This window comes from Xanthobacter autotrophicus (genome assembly GCF_030015065.1).
GTDB lineage: Bacteria > Pseudomonadota > Alphaproteobacteria > Rhizobiales > Xanthobacteraceae > Xanthobacter > Xanthobacter autotrophicus_D.
Genome location: NZ_JAIVFN010000104.1, coordinates 1 through 16,705, shown reverse-complemented (window position 1 = coordinate 16,705; position 16,705 = coordinate 1). Strand labels below are relative to the sequence as shown.

14 protein-coding genes and 1 riboswitch are annotated in these 16,705 nt (G+C 69.7%); of the genes, 6 read left to right on the top strand and 8 right to left on the bottom strand.

From position 1 onward, the window contains the following. The 8 genes from K9U40_RS17805 to K9U40_RS17770 all read right to left on the bottom strand — a co-directional run. On the bottom strand, positions 1-193 hold a 193-nt coding region (locus K9U40_RS17805), incomplete at its 3' end, for a cob(I)yrinic acid a,c-diamide adenosyltransferase (RefSeq protein ID WP_432715927.1). Further along, the gene (gene cobU / locus K9U40_RS17800; RefSeq protein ID WP_282891475.1) at positions 190-711 is read right to left on the bottom strand and encodes a bifunctional adenosylcobinamide kinase/adenosylcobinamide-phosphate guanylyltransferase; all 522 of its coding nucleotides are present in this window, start codon (positions 709-711) and stop codon (positions 190-192) included. The genes cobU and K9U40_RS17805, both read right to left, overlap by 4 nt. Positions 712-900: 189 nt before the next feature. After that, positions 901-1,100, bottom strand: a riboswitch (cobalamin riboswitch). 345 nt (positions 1,101-1,445) lie between these two features. Continuing rightward, the gene (gene rfaE1 / locus K9U40_RS17795; protein WP_282891474.1) at positions 1,446-2,885 is read right to left on the bottom strand and encodes a D-glycero-beta-D-manno-heptose-7-phosphate kinase; all 1,440 of its coding nucleotides are present in this window, start codon (positions 2,883-2,885) and stop codon (positions 1,446-1,448) included. Between the two features lie 12 nt (positions 2,886-2,897). Next, positions 2,898-3,908, bottom strand: a complete 1,011-nt coding sequence (gene rfaD, locus K9U40_RS17790) for an ADP-glyceromanno-heptose 6-epimerase (RefSeq protein WP_282891473.1) — start codon at positions 3,906-3,908, stop codon at positions 2,898-2,900. 74 nt (positions 3,909-3,982) lie between these two features. Continuing rightward, positions 3,983-4,990, bottom strand: a complete 1,008-nt coding sequence (gene waaC, locus K9U40_RS17785; protein WP_282891472.1) for a lipopolysaccharide heptosyltransferase I — start codon at positions 4,988-4,990, stop codon at positions 3,983-3,985. Continuing rightward, positions 4,987-6,009 carry a lipopolysaccharide heptosyltransferase II gene (waaF, locus tag K9U40_RS17780; protein ID WP_282891471.1) on the bottom strand — a complete coding sequence of 341 codons (1,023 nt, stop codon included), beginning with the start codon at positions 6,007-6,009 and terminating at the stop codon, positions 4,987-4,989. The genes waaC and waaF overlap by 4 nt, the downstream gene beginning before the upstream one ends. 128 nt (positions 6,010-6,137) lie before the next feature. Further along, complete coding sequence (locus tag K9U40_RS17775) at positions 6,138-6,611, bottom strand: phasin (RefSeq protein ID WP_282891470.1); 474 nt, start codon at positions 6,609-6,611, stop codon at positions 6,138-6,140. Between the two features lie 250 nt (positions 6,612-6,861). After that, on the bottom strand, positions 6,862-7,419 hold the full coding sequence (locus K9U40_RS17770; RefSeq protein ID WP_282891469.1) for a phasin family protein: 558 nt from the start codon (positions 7,417-7,419) through the stop codon (positions 6,862-6,864). A 199-nt stretch (positions 7,420-7,618) separates the two neighbouring features. Between K9U40_RS17770 and K9U40_RS17765 the strand changes: the two genes are divergently transcribed. From K9U40_RS17765 to K9U40_RS17740, 6 genes are all read left to right on the top strand, one after another. After that, positions 7,619-10,033: a sensor histidine kinase gene (locus K9U40_RS17765; protein WP_282891468.1), complete on the top strand. Its 2,415-nt coding sequence runs from the start codon at positions 7,619-7,621 to the stop codon at positions 10,031-10,033. A 209-nt stretch (positions 10,034-10,242) separates the two neighbouring features. After that, on the top strand, positions 10,243-10,479 hold the full coding sequence (locus K9U40_RS17760) for a (2Fe-2S)-binding protein (protein WP_282891467.1): 237 nt from the start codon (positions 10,243-10,245) through the stop codon (positions 10,477-10,479). 149 nt (positions 10,480-10,628) lie between these two features. Further along, positions 10,629-11,108: a bacterioferritin gene (bfr, locus tag K9U40_RS17755; RefSeq protein ID WP_282642417.1), complete on the top strand. Its 480-nt coding sequence runs from the start codon at positions 10,629-10,631 to the stop codon at positions 11,106-11,108. A gap of 321 nt (positions 11,109-11,429) precedes the next feature. Continuing rightward, the gene (locus K9U40_RS17750) at positions 11,430-12,500 is read left to right on the top strand and encodes an extracellular solute-binding protein (RefSeq protein ID WP_282891466.1); all 1,071 of its coding nucleotides are present in this window, start codon (positions 11,430-11,432) and stop codon (positions 12,498-12,500) included. 28 nt (positions 12,501-12,528) lie between these two features. Next, entirely contained in the window at positions 12,529-14,292 is a 1,764-nt protein-coding gene (locus tag K9U40_RS17745) for an ABC transporter permease (protein ID WP_282891465.1), read from the top strand. Positions 14,293-14,405: 113 nt separating this feature from the next. Further along, the gene (locus tag K9U40_RS17740) at positions 14,406-16,373 is read left to right on the top strand and encodes an AsmA family protein (RefSeq protein ID WP_282891464.1); all 1,968 of its coding nucleotides are present in this window, start codon (positions 14,406-14,408) and stop codon (positions 16,371-16,373) included. The last annotated feature ends 332 nt before the right edge of the window (positions 16,374-16,705 follow it).

Genomic DNA, 16,705 nt, shown 5'->3' with positions numbered 1-16,705 from the left:
ACATGCGCAAAGCGAGGCCGAAGGCGGCCGTGCTCTTGCCCTTGCCGGGGCCGGTATGGACGATAAGCAGGCCCTTCTCGATGGTCTTTTCCGCCACCTCCTTGTCCTGCACCGCCTTGCGCTTCTCCATCTTGGCGCGATGGCGGGCGGCTTCGGCGTCATCGGCGGCGGGGGATGAAACGGGATCGCTCACGGCGCCTCCTCCTTCACGATCAGGGGCAGGCCGGCCACCACCAGCACCACCCGGCGCGCGCGGGCGGCAAGGCGCTGGTTGAGAAGGCCGGCGGCATCGCGGAAGCGCCGGGCCAGCGCATTGTCCGGCACGATGCCGAAGCCCACCTCGTTGGCGACACAGACGGTGAGGCCGGGTCGCGCGGCCAGGGCCTGCTCCAGGGCCGCGCCCTCGGCGGCGAGGTCGTGCTCCGCCAATAGATGGTTGGTGAGCCAGAGCGTCAGGCAATCCACCAGGACCGGCTGTTCGGGCGGCAGCGCCTGGAGCCGTCCGGCGAGGTCGAGGGGCGCCTCATGGGTCTGCCATCCCTCGCCGCGCCGGGACCGGTGCAGGGCGATGCGCGCCGCCATCTCAGCGTCGCGGGCCTCGGCGGTGGCGATATAGGCCCAGGGCGCCTGCTGGCGCCGGACCTCGGCTTCGGCGAAGCGGCTCTTGCCAGAGCGCGCCCCGCCCAGCACCAGGACCAGGCCGCCGCTCAAGCGACTGGCCGGGAGAGAAAGCGGGAGAATGGGATCCGCAAGGCAGCGACATGAGCGCGGCCCATGCCGGCCCGCGCGCAGGCGGCCTCCGGGGGATGGCTGTGGCGTGTCATGGCCTGTCCTTTCAACCCTCCCTCCGAGGGTTCTCTGGTGCCCCAGGATGGCGCCCCGACGATGGGTCGCCGCCCGAAGGGCGACGTGTCTCCGGCAGGTCTCCTGGCTCGCGGATCGTCGCAGGGCCCGCGCCTTCCCGGATGGCTCCAGTGGCATGTTGCAGGCCCACTCACCGCCGACAGTTGCGGGGGCAGCCGCGGCTTTGGGAGACCCCTCCCGCACCGCATTCCCTCTTGGTCCGCCCGAAAGCGGACACCGACGACGCCACGACTATAGGGCCACTCCGCCGCGCCGCAACTGCGGCTTGGCGGACGTGCCTGCCGGCGCTAGCGCCGCTTCCCCAGCTCACCGCAGAGCCCGCGCGGCGCCTGGGCGTGACCCTCTCGGCATCGGTCAAAGGCCGAGGCCGTTGGTATCAGATAGAGGATATGCGCCGTTTGGGGCGGCCGGATGGTCGCGTCCCCACCACCCGGCAGGCGGCGAAAAAGGTGTCAATGCACCTCTTAAAGTGATGCGTGAGAACTTTAGCCATCACTTATAATATATTGAAAAATATTACATATTTCAAATCGCCTCATGTAGTGGATCCGACAGCCCTCCGGTGCGGCACGCCCAGTCCCCTACCCTTTTGCCTTCGCCACCAGCGCGGAGGTGGAGCGTCCTTCCACCAGCGGAATGAGAGCGACCCGCCCGCCCCGCGCCTTCACCACGTCGCCGCCCACCACCTCGTCCTCGCGGTAATCGGCGCCCTTCACCAGCACGTCCGGTCCGAGCGCTGTGATGATCTCAAGGGGGGTGTCCTCCTCGAACAGCACCACCAGGTCGACGCAGCGCAGCGCGCCGATGACGCGGGCACGGGCCGCCTCGTCCTGCACCGGACGGGTCGGCCCCTTCAGACGCTGCACCGAGGCGTCGGTGTTCAGCGCCACCACCAGCCGGTCGCCCTCCCGCGCCGCGGCCTCCAGAATGGAGACGTGGCCGGGATGGACCAGATCGAAGCAGCCGTTGGTGAAGACCACGCGGGCGCCCGCCGCCTGCCAGCCGGCGATGACGGCGGCGGCGCGGGCGCGGTCCACCAGCGCGCCGGGCTCCGCACCCTCGGGCACGCTGGCATCGAGGGCGGCGTTGAGCTCCGCCCGCGTCACCACCGCGGTGCCGATCTTGCCCACCGCCACGGCGGCGGCGGCATTGGCAAAATGCACGCTGGTCTCCAGCGTGTGACCCGAAGCGAGGGAGACCGCGAGCGCCGCCAGCGCCGTGTCGCCGGCGCCCGACACATCGAACACCTCGCGGGCCTGCGCCGGCACGTGCAGCACCTGCCCGCCGCGGCGCCAGAGCGTCATGCCCTTCTCGGCGCGGGTCACCAGCACGTCGCCGCCGAACTGGCGCGAGGCGGCCTCGGCCGCGACGGTCGCCTCGGCGTCGGTGGTGTCGGGCAGGCCGGTGGCGGCGGCCAGTTCCAGCCGGTTGGGGGTGACCAGCGTCGCGCCGCGATAGGCCTCGAAGGTGCGACGCTTGGGATCGACGATCACCGGCACGCCCTTCGCCTGAGCCGCCGCGATGGCGGCGGCGATGACCACATCCGACAATACGCCCTTGGCATAGTCGGAAAGCACCACCACCGAGCTGCGCCCCACCGCCTCTTCCACCACGGCGACGAGGCGCGCGACGGTGTCTTGCGCCGGCGGGGTGAGGATCTCGGCGTCGATGCGGACGATCTGCTGGCGCCCGCTCATCACCCGCGTCTTGGTGATGGTGGGCCGCCCTGCGTCCGCCACCAGGCTGGACAGCTCAATGTCGCGATAGGCGGCGAGCGCCCCCTTCAGAGCGTCGGCTTCCGGGTCATCCCCCACGAGGCCCACCAGGATGACCTGCGCCCCCAGCGCCGCCGCATTGGCGGCCACGTTGGCGGCGCCGCCGGGCACGATGCGCTCGGCGCCATGCACCAGCACCGGCACCGGCGCCTCCGGGGAGATGCGCGAAACGGAACCGACGATATAGCGGTCCACCATCACGTCGCCGATGACGGCGATGGGACCCGCTGCGCCTTTACCCGCCATGATGCTCTGTCCTCACGCCGCGTTGCGCGGCTTCAGATGGCCGTTCACATAGGATGCGACACCCTCCTCCAGCGAGGTGAAGGGTCGCGTGAAGCCCGCCGCGCGCAGCTTCGAGACATCGGCCTGGGTGAAATACTGGTAGGCCTTCTGAAGGCTCTCCGGCATATCCACGTAGGAGATGCGCGGCTCATCGCCCAGCGCCGAGAACACCGCCTTGGCGAGATCCGCGAACGAGCGCGCCTCGCCGGTGCCCACATTGAAGATGCCGGACACGTCCGGGCTCTCCAGCAGCCAGCGCACCACCTCCACGCAGTCGCCCACATGGACGAAGTCGCGCAATTGCCCGCCATCCTCGTAGCGCGGATCGTGGGACTTGAAGAGGGTCACGTCCTCCCCGGCCGCCGCGGCGGGATAGATCTTGTGCACCACCGAGCGCATGTCGCCCTTGTGGCCCTCGCCGGGGCCATAGACGTTGAAGAAGCGCAGGCCGGCGAATTGCGGCGGGCGCGGACGGCCCTCCGCCACGTCCGCCATGATGCGGCGGTCCACGAACAGCTTCGACCAGCCATAGGGGTTCAGGGGCGCCAGGGCGCCAAGGTCCGCCGCCTCCTCGGAATCGCGGAAGCCGGAGGCGCCATCGCCATAGGTCGCGGCCGAGGAGGCATAGACGAGGCCCAGCGCCTTGCGCGCGCACAGCTCCCACAGATCGAGCGTCGAGCGGATGTTGCGGGCGACGATCTTGTCCGCATCGCGCTCGGTGGTGGCGGAGATGGCGCCCATGTGCACCACGGCGGCAAGGCGCCCGCCTTCCTTCTCCACGAAGGCGTTCACCGTCTCCGGACGGATCACGTCATGCAGCGCGATGTCGGAGATGTTGCGCCATTTGGGGCCGTCCTCCAGCCAGTCGGCCACCACCACGCGATAGCCGTCCTCGGCGGCGGCGCGGGCGATGTTGGAGCCGATGAAGCCCGCCCCGCCCGTGACGAGAAGAAGGTCGCGGCTGAGCGCCACCGATCGGGTCATATGGAGCATCCCATCTTGAGGTCGGGCGCAGGGTTTGCCACGCCGCGTCACCCTTTGTCCATGTTCGGCCCCGCTCAGGCCCTGAGCGCCACCAGCGTCCGCCAGACCTCGGCGGCGGAAATGTCCGCGAGGCAAGGCGGGCCCTCGGTCACCTGCGGCGCGATGCGGCACCGAGCCTTCTCGCACGGGGCGCAATCGCGGGTCGCCTTCAGCTCCACCGCCCGCGGGCCGAAAAGCCCGGTCAGGCGCGGGTCGGTGGGGCCATAAAGCCCCACGGTCGGCACCCCGTATGCCGCGGCCAGATGGCCGAGGCCGGTATCCGCGCTCACCACCCCCGCCGCGCCGGCGATCACCGGGGCGAGGGTCTCCAGCGTCTGCGGCGGCAGGAGGTGCACATTCGGCAGCCCCTCAGCGATGGCCTCGGCGCGGGCGCGCTCCACCTCGCCATGGGCAAACAGGCGGATGTCGAGGCCCGCCGCCCCCGCGTGTTCCGCCAGCGCCCGCCAGCCGGCGCGGGTCCAGGTCTTGGTGGGCCAGGTGGTGCCATGGAGGAAGACCAGATAGGCCATCCCGGCCTGCGGCGCGGGCGCCAATCCCGCATCCGCCGGCCGGCCATCGAGGCTGTAACCCAGCGCGGCGGCGAAGAGCTTGCGGATGCGCACTGCCATATGCTCCACCTCGGGCATGTGATGGCGCCGATGGTAGATGAGCGCGGCCAGCCCCTCGCGCGCGCTGGCGCGATCGAAGCCGTGCCGCGTTCCCTGGGCGAGCGATGCCACCACCGCGCTCTTCATCAGGCCCTGGGCATCAATGACCACGTCGTAGCGCCCGGCGCCCAGCGCGGCGCGGATGTGCGCCAGCTCGCCGGAGCGCAGGGCTTTGAGCGGCTTGCGCAGCATGCGCCGGAGCGGGACGACGATGGTGTTCCGCACCGCCGGATGCAGGCGCGCCACGGGGGCGAACGCCTCCTCCACCGCCCAGTCGAGTTCGAGGCCGGGGTGGGCGGCCATGGCATCCGTCAGCGCCGGAAACGTGTGCACCACGTCGCCCAGCGAGGACAGCTTCACCACCAGCACCTTCATCGACGCATCTGCTCGGCGGCGGCGAGAACCTCTTCGGCGGCGATGCCTTCGAGGCAGGCGAGAGTTCCCAGCGGGCAGACCCGCTTGTGGCAGGGCCGGCACGGCAGCTCGCGCGCCATCACGCGGGCGAAGGGCGAGGCCGGCGGTGTCATCTTCTCGGAGGAGGCGCCATAGAGCACCACGAGGCGCCGGTCGAAGGCGCCGGCCACGTGCATCAGGCCGGAATCGTTGGAAATCACCACGTCCGCCTCGGACAGGATGGCGGCGGCCTCGATGAGGGAGGTGCGGCCCACCAGATTGTCCACCGGCACGCCCGCGCCCGCCGCGATGGCATCGGCCGCCTCCTGGTCCTTGGGCGAGCCGAGGATGCGGATGCGATAGCCGGCGGCGACGGCCAGCGCAGCGAGGGCGGCGAACCTGGCCGCCGGCCAGCGCTTCGCAGGGCCGTATTCGGCGCCGGGGCACAGCACCATCACCGGACCGTCACCGGAAAGCGTGAACTTGGCGGCGGCCACGTCCACCACCCCGTCGGGCAACATCAGGCGCGGGCGCGGCGGGCGCGCGATGGAGCCCACCGGCAGGCCCAGCGCCACGAAGCGGTCGAGGGTGCGGGCGGTCTTGCGGTCGGGATCGGGCCGGGCGTCGGTGAGCAGCGGGCTGCGCAGCTCCGCCTTGTAGCCCACGCGCTCGGGAATGCCGGCCGCGAGCGGCACGATGGCGGCCTTGAAGGCGCGGGGCAGGATGATGGCCTTGCCGTAACCCTCGTTGCGCAACGCGCGACCAGCCTTCCAACGGGCGAGAAGGCCAAGCTCGCCATGGCCGAGACCGAGGGGAATGGCGCGGCGGACGCCGGGAATCATGCGGGCGATGGGCACGGCGGCGGGGGGCGCCAGCACGTCGATGGGGCGGCCGGGCTCACGCAGGCGCAGCACCTCGACGAGGCTCGCCGCCATGACCATGTCGCCGACCCAGGAGGGGCCGACAACCAGCAGGGGCGAAACGGAACCAAGGGCACGCATGCGAACGCTCGCGGGGTGGAACGCCCGCGTCATTGCAAGGCGGGCCCGCCGCGTCAAGCGTCATGGGACGCACGCGGCGGGCGTATCGGGCAGAGTGTAACGGCTGGCTGGCCGGTCCGAAGGTCGCCTCAGGCGGCCGGACGGATGGTCTTTTCCACCGAGGACTTCAGCGGCTCGGACGAGTCCGCGGCCACCTTCTGGGCCAGGGCGGACAGATCCTTCGCCTGGCCCGTGAGAACCTCGAACTGCTTGCGGGCATGGCCGGTGGAAAGCTCCACGGCCTCCGTCACCGTCTTGGCGGCGAGGAGCGAATTGAAATAGTCGAACGAGGAGTTCACGTTCGACTGAAGGGCCTCGAGCAACTTGGCGTTGTACTGCGCCACGCCCTTGCTGGCGGTGGTGTAGGTGTCCTCGAGCGCGGCGTTCACCTGCTCGGCGGTATCCTTGAGCTTGGCATAGTTCTCACGGCAGGTGGCGAGCCCCTTTTCGGCGATCTCGCGCACCGCGGGAGGCACTTCCATGCCGGGAATGGCATGGCCGGAGAACGCCTTTTTCGCGGCTTCGACCTGGTCCTGATAGGCCTTGATGAAGGTGTCGTTCATGTCATCCTCGGTAAAACGGGCAGCCCGGTCCGTGCGCCGAGGCACAATTGCGCACCTGCGAGGAGAAGACCGGCAGAGCGCCCGCCTTGAACCTTCGAACAAGCACGACAATGGCTGTGAAACCTCGACTTGGAGGTTATATCTGAACAAAACGTGCAGCGCAAAAAGAAATTCTGCGCTGCACAAGCCAAGCTAGAGGTATTTCAGCCACTTAATAAATCAGAGCGACTGAAAAACCCTCCACGATACCTCAGTGCGACTGGTTCGGATCCGGCGTCACGGAGGAGGCGGCGTGCTCGGCGGTGGTCTTGGCGTCCCGGACCGCCGTCTCGCTCACGGACTTGAAGTCCTGAGCGGCGCTCTGGGCGTTCTGCGCAGCGGCGGCGGCCAGGGTCTTCAGCCTCTCCGCGAGGGTGCGCGCGTGCTCGTCGAGGCTGCGCACCGTGGTCTCGCCAAGCGACTTGGCTTCCACGCCGAAGGCCTTGGCCTGCTCGGCCACCGTCTTCATCTGGGTGCTCAGGAACTCGGCCTGCAGGCTCATCATTTCCTGCGGGCTCTTGGCGGTCACCAGCCGGTGCAGGAAGTCGAAGCTCGCTTCCACATTGGCTTCCATGAGGCCGATCGCCTTCTGGCGCAGATCCTTCATGCCGGACCGCACGTCCTCGAAATGCCCTTCGGTATCGCCGACCGTCTCGCGCGCGTTCTGGAACAGGGTCTCGAACGCCTGGCGGGCCTGCGCCACATTCTTCTCGGCGATGGCCCGCATCTCGGCGGGCAGTTCCAGATCCGGACCGAACTTCGTCGTCATGGCCGTCACTCCTCCGGGGTTTTGGGGCGGCGCAAACAACCGCACCGGCATTATCCTAATATGGCACGGTTGCGCTTCGCCAATATGAATGCCGAAAATGCGCACCAATTGCACTGACGTTAATCAATAGTCATGACTATGGGCAGCGCTCCGCCCCCAGATTCGGCCAGCACGCGGCGGAACGGACCTTCGGCAGCCCATGACGCAGCCCACTTCGCAGCCCACCTCGACGCAGCCCGGCGCACGTTCGTTTCCCGGATCGGGCCTGGCCCTCGGGACCGAGACGATCCTCGCCCCGCTCCAGCGACGGGACCTTCCCTCCTTCCTGGTGGCCGTGCCGTCGGCCCGCGTGATCGAGGCCACGCAGGCCAGCGCGGCGCTGGGGATCATTGCCGGCACGAACGCCCCCGAGGCGGTGGCGGCAGTGGCGCGGGAGCTGTCGCACCTTACCCTCGCGCGCTTCGGCTTCGCGCGGCTGCGCCTGCGCGGCAGCTTCGTCCCGCGCCTGTTCCGCTACGCGCCGCTCGCTTTGCCCACCGGCGCGGCGGTGCTGTTCGCCGATCCCGCATCCTTCACGCCCCCCTCCGCCGGCGAGGCCGCCCCACGGCCGGCCGGCGCTCCCGACATCCCGGTGGCGCTGCAGCCGCTGTTCGCGCAGCCGATCCGCATCACTTTCGAGACCGACGCCGAGGACCAGATCCGCGCCCTCTCGCCGGTGTTCGCCAGCGCCCTCGGCGCGCGGGCCGGCCGGTTCTTGGGCGCGACCTTCGCCCAGCTGGAGGAAGACGGCCTCCTCCTGTCCCACGGCACGGCGGCCGAGGCCGTGGCAGGCGGCAGCTTCAGCGATGTGAAGGCCTTCGTGCCCGCATCGTCGCCGGAGGAGGCCGCGCTCGACCTGTCCCTGGGCGGCGCGCCCGTGTTCGACGCCGCGCGCCGCCGCCAGGGCATCCGCGGCTTCGGCGTGCTGAGCGCGGCCACGACACCCCCCGCACCCGCCCGGCCGGCAAACCCGGCTCCGCCGCCGTCCGCCGAGCCGGAAGGCTTCGGGGAGAATGTGGTGCCGCTGCGTTCGGGAACCCTGTCGCCGCAGGAACGCTCGGCCTTCCGCGAGATCGCCCGCACCTTGGCCGCCGCCATCGAGGACTGGCCGAAGCCGCGTCCGGACGCGCCGCGCGCGGACCCGTCCCAAGAGACTTCGCCCCCCGCCGGCGCGCGCCCTGCCGCTTCCGCCGTGGCCGTCCCCTTCGACGCCGCAATGCCGGCGCCCTCCGAACCGGAGCCCGGATCCGGCCCCGGCCAGCCGGCCATGACCGACGACCTCGACCTGCTGGATCGCCTGCCCCTGGGGCTTCTGGTGCAGCAGAACGGCGCGGCCGCCTATGCCAACCGCACCTTGCTGACCCTGACCGGGTGGGAAGACCTTGCGGACATCGAGGCGGCGGGTGGGCTCGACGCCGTGCTGGTGCGGGACGGCGCCAGCCTGCACCTCGCCACCGCCGCCGGCGCCCGGCTGCCGGTGGAGGTGCGCCTCGTGGCCGCACCGTTCGGCGGCCGACCGGCGCTGGTCCACGTGATCCGTCCACTGGGCGAGGCGGAAGGCCGCGAGGCCCGTGCCATCACCCGCCGCGATGCGCTCGACATGGTGCCGTGGCCTGTGTTCCTGCTGGAACCGGAAGGCACCATCCGCCTCGCCAACCGCGCGGCCGCCGAGCGGCTCGGCTTTGCCGCCATGGACCTTGCCGGCGAGCCGTTCACCATCGCCGTGGCGCCCGAGGACCGCGCCACCGTGGTGGCGGCCCTCGATCGGGTCGCGGCCGGCGCCGCATCCGTCGAGGTTGCCCTCGCCGTGCGCGATCGCGCCGGAACCCAGTCGCCGGGCCGGGCCGGCATCACCCGCGCCGGCGCCGACGACCAGATGCTGTGCGTGGTGGTGGGTCCCGATTCGCCCGCCGGGACAGTCGCAGCGCCTCCGGAGACGGACCGCCTCCCGCATCTCGCGGACCGCCTGCGGCAGGCGCTCGCCGCGCCGCTGGCGTGCCTTGCCGGAGCGCAGCCCTCCGCCGCACTCCCCGAGCCGGAACGCGCCGCTTTCGCATCCGTCGCGGCGACCCTCGACGATCTCGCCGCCCTCGCCACCGGCACCGATCAGCCGACAGCCGCCCCCTGCGACCTGTCCGGGCTGGTGATCGCGACGGTGGCGGACGCCGCGCCGTCGGCCCGGCGCCGGGGCATCGCCCTGAGGCTCGACGCGCCGGACACCCTGATGGTGACGACGCGGCGCGCCCATCTGTCCCGTCTGGCGCGGCTGATGCTGGAAGAGGCGCTGGCGGCGACGCCCGCGGGCGCAAGCATCAGCGTCTCGGTATTCAAGGACGGCGAGGCCGCCGCCTGCCTCCAGGTAAGCGACGGCGGGGCGGGACTGGACGAGGTGGCGCTCGCCGGGGCGCTCGACCCGCTCGCGCCGCCGGCGGCCGGAGACCGCTTTGCCGCATCCGGGCTGCCGCTGCGTCTGGCACGCCTTGCCCGCGAGGCCGAAGCGCTCGGCGGCGTTTTCGAGGTGAGGCCGGAACCAGCCCGCGGACTCATCGCCTGCCTGCGACTTCCGCCGGGATAGAGCCCGGCGCGAACACGGTGGCGAGGCACCAGCGGGGACAGGTTAGAAAAATGGAATTACTCCATTCTGGAGTCCCATGACTTTCGTCATGGCCGGCGAAGCACCATGTCGCATTCCTACGGAGTTGACGGAAGCCCCCTCCATCTGCAAAAAATGTAATAGATCCAAGTTTTTAGAAGCATTCCAATTTAACCGTTCCGAGCCTGGCCATGATCGTATGTTCATGCAACGTCTTTTCAGACCGTCAAGTGCTCGACGCCCTTGCCGGTTCCCAGGGATTGCGAACCCCCGGCGAGGTCTATCGCTGTCTCGGCTGCTCCCCCCAGTGCGGTCGCTGCGCGCGCACCATCCGCGCCTTGATGGACCAGGCGCAGGCGCACAATTGTGGCGCGTGCGCTGAAGACTGCCCGGTCGCGGCCATCACCGGAATGGTGGCGGCGGAATAGCCGCCACAGGTCTCCCGGCACCCCTTCCGCAACGTCCTCTCTCGTGCGGCTGAAATCGCTCGGGTATCGGGTAACCGATCTTGCCTTGAAATTAGAATTAGTCTAACGATGAATCCAAACAAGATGCCATCAGGCTTCAGGAGCAGAACATGAAGGGCGATGCCAAGGTTATCGAGTACCTCAATAGGGGGCTGCGCTCGGAGCTGACCGCCATCAATCAGTACTGGCTCCACTACCGCATGCTCGACAACTGGGGCTACAAGGCCCTCGCCAAGAAGTGGCGCGCCGAGTCCATCGAGGAAATGGTGCACGCGGACAAGTTCACCGACCGCATCCTCTTCCTCGACGGTTTCCCGAACATGCAGGTCCTCGACCCGCTGCGGATCGGCCAGGACGTGAAGGAAATCCTCGATTGCGACCTCGCCGCAGAGCTGGACGCGCGGGCGCTCTACCAGGAAGCCGCCACCTACTGCCACTCGGTGAAGGACTATCCGAGCCGCGACCTCTTCGAGGAGCTGATGGCAGACGAGGAAGGCCATATCGACTTCCTCGAGACCCAGCTGGACCTCGTCTCCAAGCTCGGCCTCCAGCTCTACGCCCAGCACCATATCGGCGAACTGGACGACTGAGTCGCCCGCGCCAGGGCGCGCAGCCACCCTTTCGGAAAGCCCGGCCTCGTGCCGGGCTTTTTCGTTTGCGCCCGGTCGGCTTCCTTGGTCGGCTTCCTTGGTCGGTTTCCTTGGCCAGCGACCTACCCCGGCGTCAATCTGACGCTGCGGCAGGTGGGAATGGTGGCACATTATAATTGGAATGATTTGAAAGAATAATTAGATGTCTTCCAATGTTTTCACCTCCCATTCTTCTTCGTTGACGGAACGCAAAGCGAAAGGTTAGCCACAATCCCATCCTGTTTCGTGGCCCCGCGACGGCCGAAGCACAGAGGGATACCAATGGCCACGTCTCGCCCGTTGCGCCGCATGCTTTCGCGCAATCTCTTTTCACGTGGGTTTCTCGCCGGCAGCGCCCTTCTTGTGGCCGCACAGGCTCTGGCACCCCACGCCGTCGCCCAGCAGGTGGTGAACATCTACACCACCCGCGAGCCCGGTCTCGCCGCTCCCCTGTTCGAGGCCTTCACCAAGGCCACCGGCATCGAGGTGAAGAGCGTCTTCGTCAAGGACGGTCTCGCCGAGCGCGTGAAGGCCGAGGGCGCCAGTTCCCCCGCCGACGTGCTGATGACCGTGGACGTGGGCAACCTCCTCGACGTGGTGGATGCCGGCGTCACCCAGCCCGTCGTCTCGCCCGCGCTCACCGCCGCCATCCCCGCCAACCTGCGCGATCCCGACGGCAACTGGTATGCGCTCTCCCTGCGCGCCCGGCTGGTCTACACCGCGAAGGACGTGGTGAAGCTCTCCGCCATCACCTACGAGGATCTGGCCGACCCCAAGTGGAAGGGCAAGATCTGCATCCGCTCGGGCCAGCACCCCTACAATGTGGCGCTGGTGGCAGCCTACCTCGTCCACCACGGCGAGGCGAAGACCGAGGAATGGCTGCGTGGGGTGAAGGCCAATCTCGCCCGCAAGGCGGCCGGCGGCGACCGTGAGGGCGCCCGCGACATCCTCGGCGCCATCTGCGACCTCGCGGTGGGCAATTCCTATTATGTGGGCCTCATGCGCTCCGGCAAGGGCGGCCCCGACCAGAAGAAGTGGGGCGACGGCATCGGCGTGCTCCTGCCCACCTTCGAGGGCGGCGGCACCCATGTGAACGTCTCCGGCGCCGCCGTGGCGAAGAACGCGCCCCACAAGGCCGAGGCGGTGAAATTCCTGGAGTTCGCCGTCTCCCCCGCCATGCAGGCGGTCTATGCCCAGCAGAACCTCGAATATCCCGTGCTCGCCACCGCCACCATCGACCCCATCATCGCCGGGCTCGGCCCGCTGAAGGTGGACCCGATCGCGCTGGTGGACATCGCCAAGAACCGCAAGCGCGCCAGCGAACTCATCGACAAGGTGGGCTTCGACAACTGACGAGACGGGACTGAAAAGCGAGGCTGAATTGGCCGACGCCGTCCTCATCCCGGAGCCGCGCCCGGCCCGCTTTACCCTGCCGGCGCGCTTCTCCCCCCTCCTCCTGGCCTCGGGGCTGGTGGCCCTGATCGTCCTTCTGCCGCTCATCGCCCTTGCGGCGATCGCGGCGGAGGGGTCGGGCGACATGTGGCCCCATCTCATCGCCACGGTCCTGCCCAATGCGATGATGGAGACGGGGCTGCTGCTGCTCGGCGTGGGCCTGGTGACGCTGGCCGTCGCGGTGCCGTGCGCATGGCTGGTGGCCACCTGCGCCTTTCCCGGCCGCGCCGTGTTCGAATGGGCCCTGCTGCTGCCCCTCGCCGTGCCGGGCTACATCGTCGCCTTTTCCTATCTCGACGTGCTGCACCCGCTCGGGCCGGTGCAGGAGGCCCTGCGCGCCCTCCTCGGCATCGCCAGCCCGCGCGATTTGCGCCTGCCCGACGTGCGCTCCACCGGCGGCTGCGTCCTGGTGCTGTCGGCGGTGCTCTACCCTTACGTCTACCTCTCGGCACGGGCGAGCTTCGTGCTCCAGTCGGCGGCGGCGCTGGAAGTGGCCCGCACGCTGGGGGCGAGCCGCTGGCGTGCTTTCCTGAAAGTCGGCCTGCCGCTGGCCCGGCCCGCCATCGTCGCCGGGCTCACGCTCGTGCTGCTGGAAACGCTGGGGGACATCGGCGCCTCCGAATTCCTGGGCGTGCGCACGCTCACGGTGTCGATCTACACCACCTGGGTGAATCGCTCGAACCTGCCGGGCGCGGCGCAGATCGCCCTGGTGATGCTCACCCTCGTGCTCGCCTTGATCCTGGTGGAGCGGGCGGCACGGCGGGCGAAGCGCTTCGTCGCCACGGGATCGGCGCGCCCGCAGGCCCCGACCCGGCTCACCGGCCTGGTCGGCCTCGGCGCCGCGGCATTCTGCGCCGTTCCGGTGACGCTCGGATTCGTCGTACCCTTCGTCCATCTCTCCATCTCCGCGGCACGGCGAATGGCCGAAACCGGCTTTCCCGAGCGCATCTTCGGCGAAGCGGCCACCACCGCGCTCATCGCCTTGGCCGCCACCATGCTCGCCTTGTCGCTCGGCCTCGTGGTGACGCTGGCGCAGCGCCTCACCCGTGCGCCCCTGGCCTCCGGCTTCGCGCGCGTCGCAAGCCTCGGCTATGCCGTGCCCGGCACGGTGCTGGCGGTGGGACTGCTGAGCCCGCTCGCCGGCTTCGACAACGCGCTGGACCATGCCTTGCGCCAGACCTTCGGCATCTCCACCGGCCTCATCATGTCCGGCTCGGGAGCAGCGCTGGTGCTGGCGCTTGCCATCCGCTTCCTCGCCATCCCCATCGGCGGCATCGAGGCGGGCTTCTCGAAATTGTCGCTGCACCTCGACATGGCCGCCCGCAGCCTCGGCTCGTCCAAGCCGCGCACGGTGCGCCGCATCCATCTGCCGCTGCTGCGCCCGGCGCTCGCCACCGCCGCGCTCCTGGTGTTCGTGGATGCCATGAAGGAGCTGCCGGCCACGCTGCTGCTGCGGCCGCTGGGGCTCGAGACGCTCGCCACCCACGTTTATGGCGAGGCCGCGCGCGGCACCTATGAGGACGGCGCCCTGGCCGCCCTGGTTATCCTCATCGTCGGCCTTGGCCCGGTGATTCTCCTGGCGCGCATGTCCGCCTCCGCCCTGCGGTCCTCGGCCGGGGGTGCGCGCGGCGGCGGCTCGTCCTCGCCCGGGGGCGCCTCGCCCGAGGCGGGCTCGCCCCGGAGCGCCGCCTGATCGCGGCCACACGACCGCCGCGCTGCCGGAGCCGGCGCAGCACGCCGAGCGAGCCATCAAAGCGACACAGAGGACTTGGATGGTTCCGCTTCGTATCGAGGTGGAGACGCCGTGTGCGGACGGCGCCCTTCGCCATCGGAGCCATCAAGATCTTCATGTTGCGCTTTGGAAAAAATGCCCGCCGTGCCGGCGTGGTGGCGGCAATCGGCTTCGGCGCGATCATGGCCGTCCTGCTGGTGGCCATGGCCGTTCTGCCGCTGGTGGTGCCCGGCGCCGAGCTGCGCCGTGTCGCCGTCCAGGCGCTCGCCGGTTCCACCGGGCAGAAGGTGGTCATCCTCGGCGAGCCGGCCTTGCGCCTGTTCCCCTCCCCGCGCGTGGTGCTGGGGAAGGTCTCGTTCCCCCTGCCGTCCGGCCAGTCCCTCGACGCCGAGAACGTGGTGACGCGCCTTGACGTCTGGCGGCTCCTCGCCGGACGGGTCGAGGTGGACGACGTGATCGTGGAGCACCCCACGCTGGTGCTGACCGGCGACGGGCTGACCCCCGCCCTTGCGGTGGCTCCCGTCTTTGCCGCCGCCCAATGGCCGGAACTACGGATCGTGGACGGCACCATCGCCTGGCGCTCGAACGGTGGTCTGACGCGGGAATTGGTGAGCGGCCTCACCGCCAACCTCGACCGGGTGGCGGATGGGCGCGGCCTCTCGCTCGCCGCCATCTTCGACTGGCGCGACGAGCGCGTCACCATCACCTTCACGCTCGACGACGCGGCGGGCTTCATCGAGGGCACGCCGGCGGCGGCGCGGATGGTGCTTGCGTCCAACGGGGCAGAGGCCCGCTTCCAGGGTCGCGCCGCGCTCGGGCCCAAGCCCGTCGTCACGGGCACCCTGTCGGCGGAGACGGATTCGCTGCGCGCGCTTCTCGACTGGGCGGGGATCGAGCCGCCCACGCGCGGAGGCCTTGGCCCGTTCGCCCTCACCACGCGCCTGTCGCTGGAAGATGGCGGGCTCTCCCTGACCGACGCCACGCTGGAACTCGACGGCAACCGCGGCGACGGCGCCTTCCTCCTCAAGCTGGCCCAAAGCCGGCCGATGCTGCAGGGCACCTTCGCAGCCGACCGGATCACGCTGACGCCCTATGGCGGCATCCGCCTGACCACCGACGACGGCAGGACCTGGGATCGCCGCCCCATCGACCTCTCGGTGCTGGAGGGCTTCGACCTCGACCTGCGCCTCTCCGCCGGCCGCGTGGTGGCGGATGAAACCACGCTCAGCACAGTGGCGGCGAGCGCCGTGCTCACGAGCGGCCGGCTGGTGATGGTGCTGGGCGAAGCCAGCGGCTGGGGCGGGCTGCTGCGCGCGTCTCTCAGCCTCGCGCCCGGCGCGCCGGATCCTGCACGGTCCCACGGGGATGCCGCCGGTGTGGAGGTTCGGCTGGAAGCGGAAGCCACCGACGTGGACCTCGGGCGCTCGCTCGACGATATTGCGGGGGTACGCCGCATCGAGGGTACCGGCACGATCCAGGTGGAGGTTTCGGGCACCGGCGGCAGCGCGGCCGAGATCGCCCGCACCCTTGCGGGCAGCGCCTCCATCTCGGCCGCCAACGGTTACCTTGCCGGCCTTGACGCCGCGCAGGTGCTCCAGCGGATCGAGCGCCAGCCGCTCTCCGCCGGCAGCGATGCCCGTGGCGGACGCACCGCCTTCACCAACCTCAGCGGCCGCATCGCCATCACCGATGGGATCGGGACGGTGGAAGAGATGCAGCTTCAGGGCAAGCAGGTGCGCCTCGGCATGGAGGGCAGCATTTCCATCGCCGAGCGGTCCCTCGACCTCGCCGGCCATGCCTCGCTGCTTCCCTCATCCAGCAAGGGCGCGACCGGTGGCGTGGACCTGCCCTTCAGCGTGCGCGGGCCGTGGGACAGGCCGATGGTGATGGCTGATCCCCTGAGCCTCATCGAGCGCTCGGGCGCCGCGCTGCCGCTGCTCGAGGCCGTGAAGAGCCGTGCCGGCTCCGCGGCCGCCGAGCCCGCCATGGATGGCGCCCCCGGCCGCAAGCCCACGCTGCCGCCCACGCCGCCCGCCAACTGAAGGTGACGGGACCACTCCGCTCAAATCCGCTGCCGGGCCTGCGTTTGCCAACGGCCCATGCCATGGCGGGCTTCCCATGGCGGGCTTCGCGCCGCCCGCAGGCGTTAAAGACCTAGGCGGTGTGGACGGATTTCGCCGTGTTGAGTCGGAGGGGGATTCCCTTCTTGTCCTTTCGGTGATTCATAGCGGGTCGGCTTTTGGCGAGGTCGACCATGCTGACGCGGATGACGGACGAGGATTGGGCGGTGGCTCTGGAGGTGTTCCGCGCTTGCCGGTCGCGACGGGGCGACAAGGGGCGCGATGACCGCAAGTTCCTCGAAGCCATGCACTAT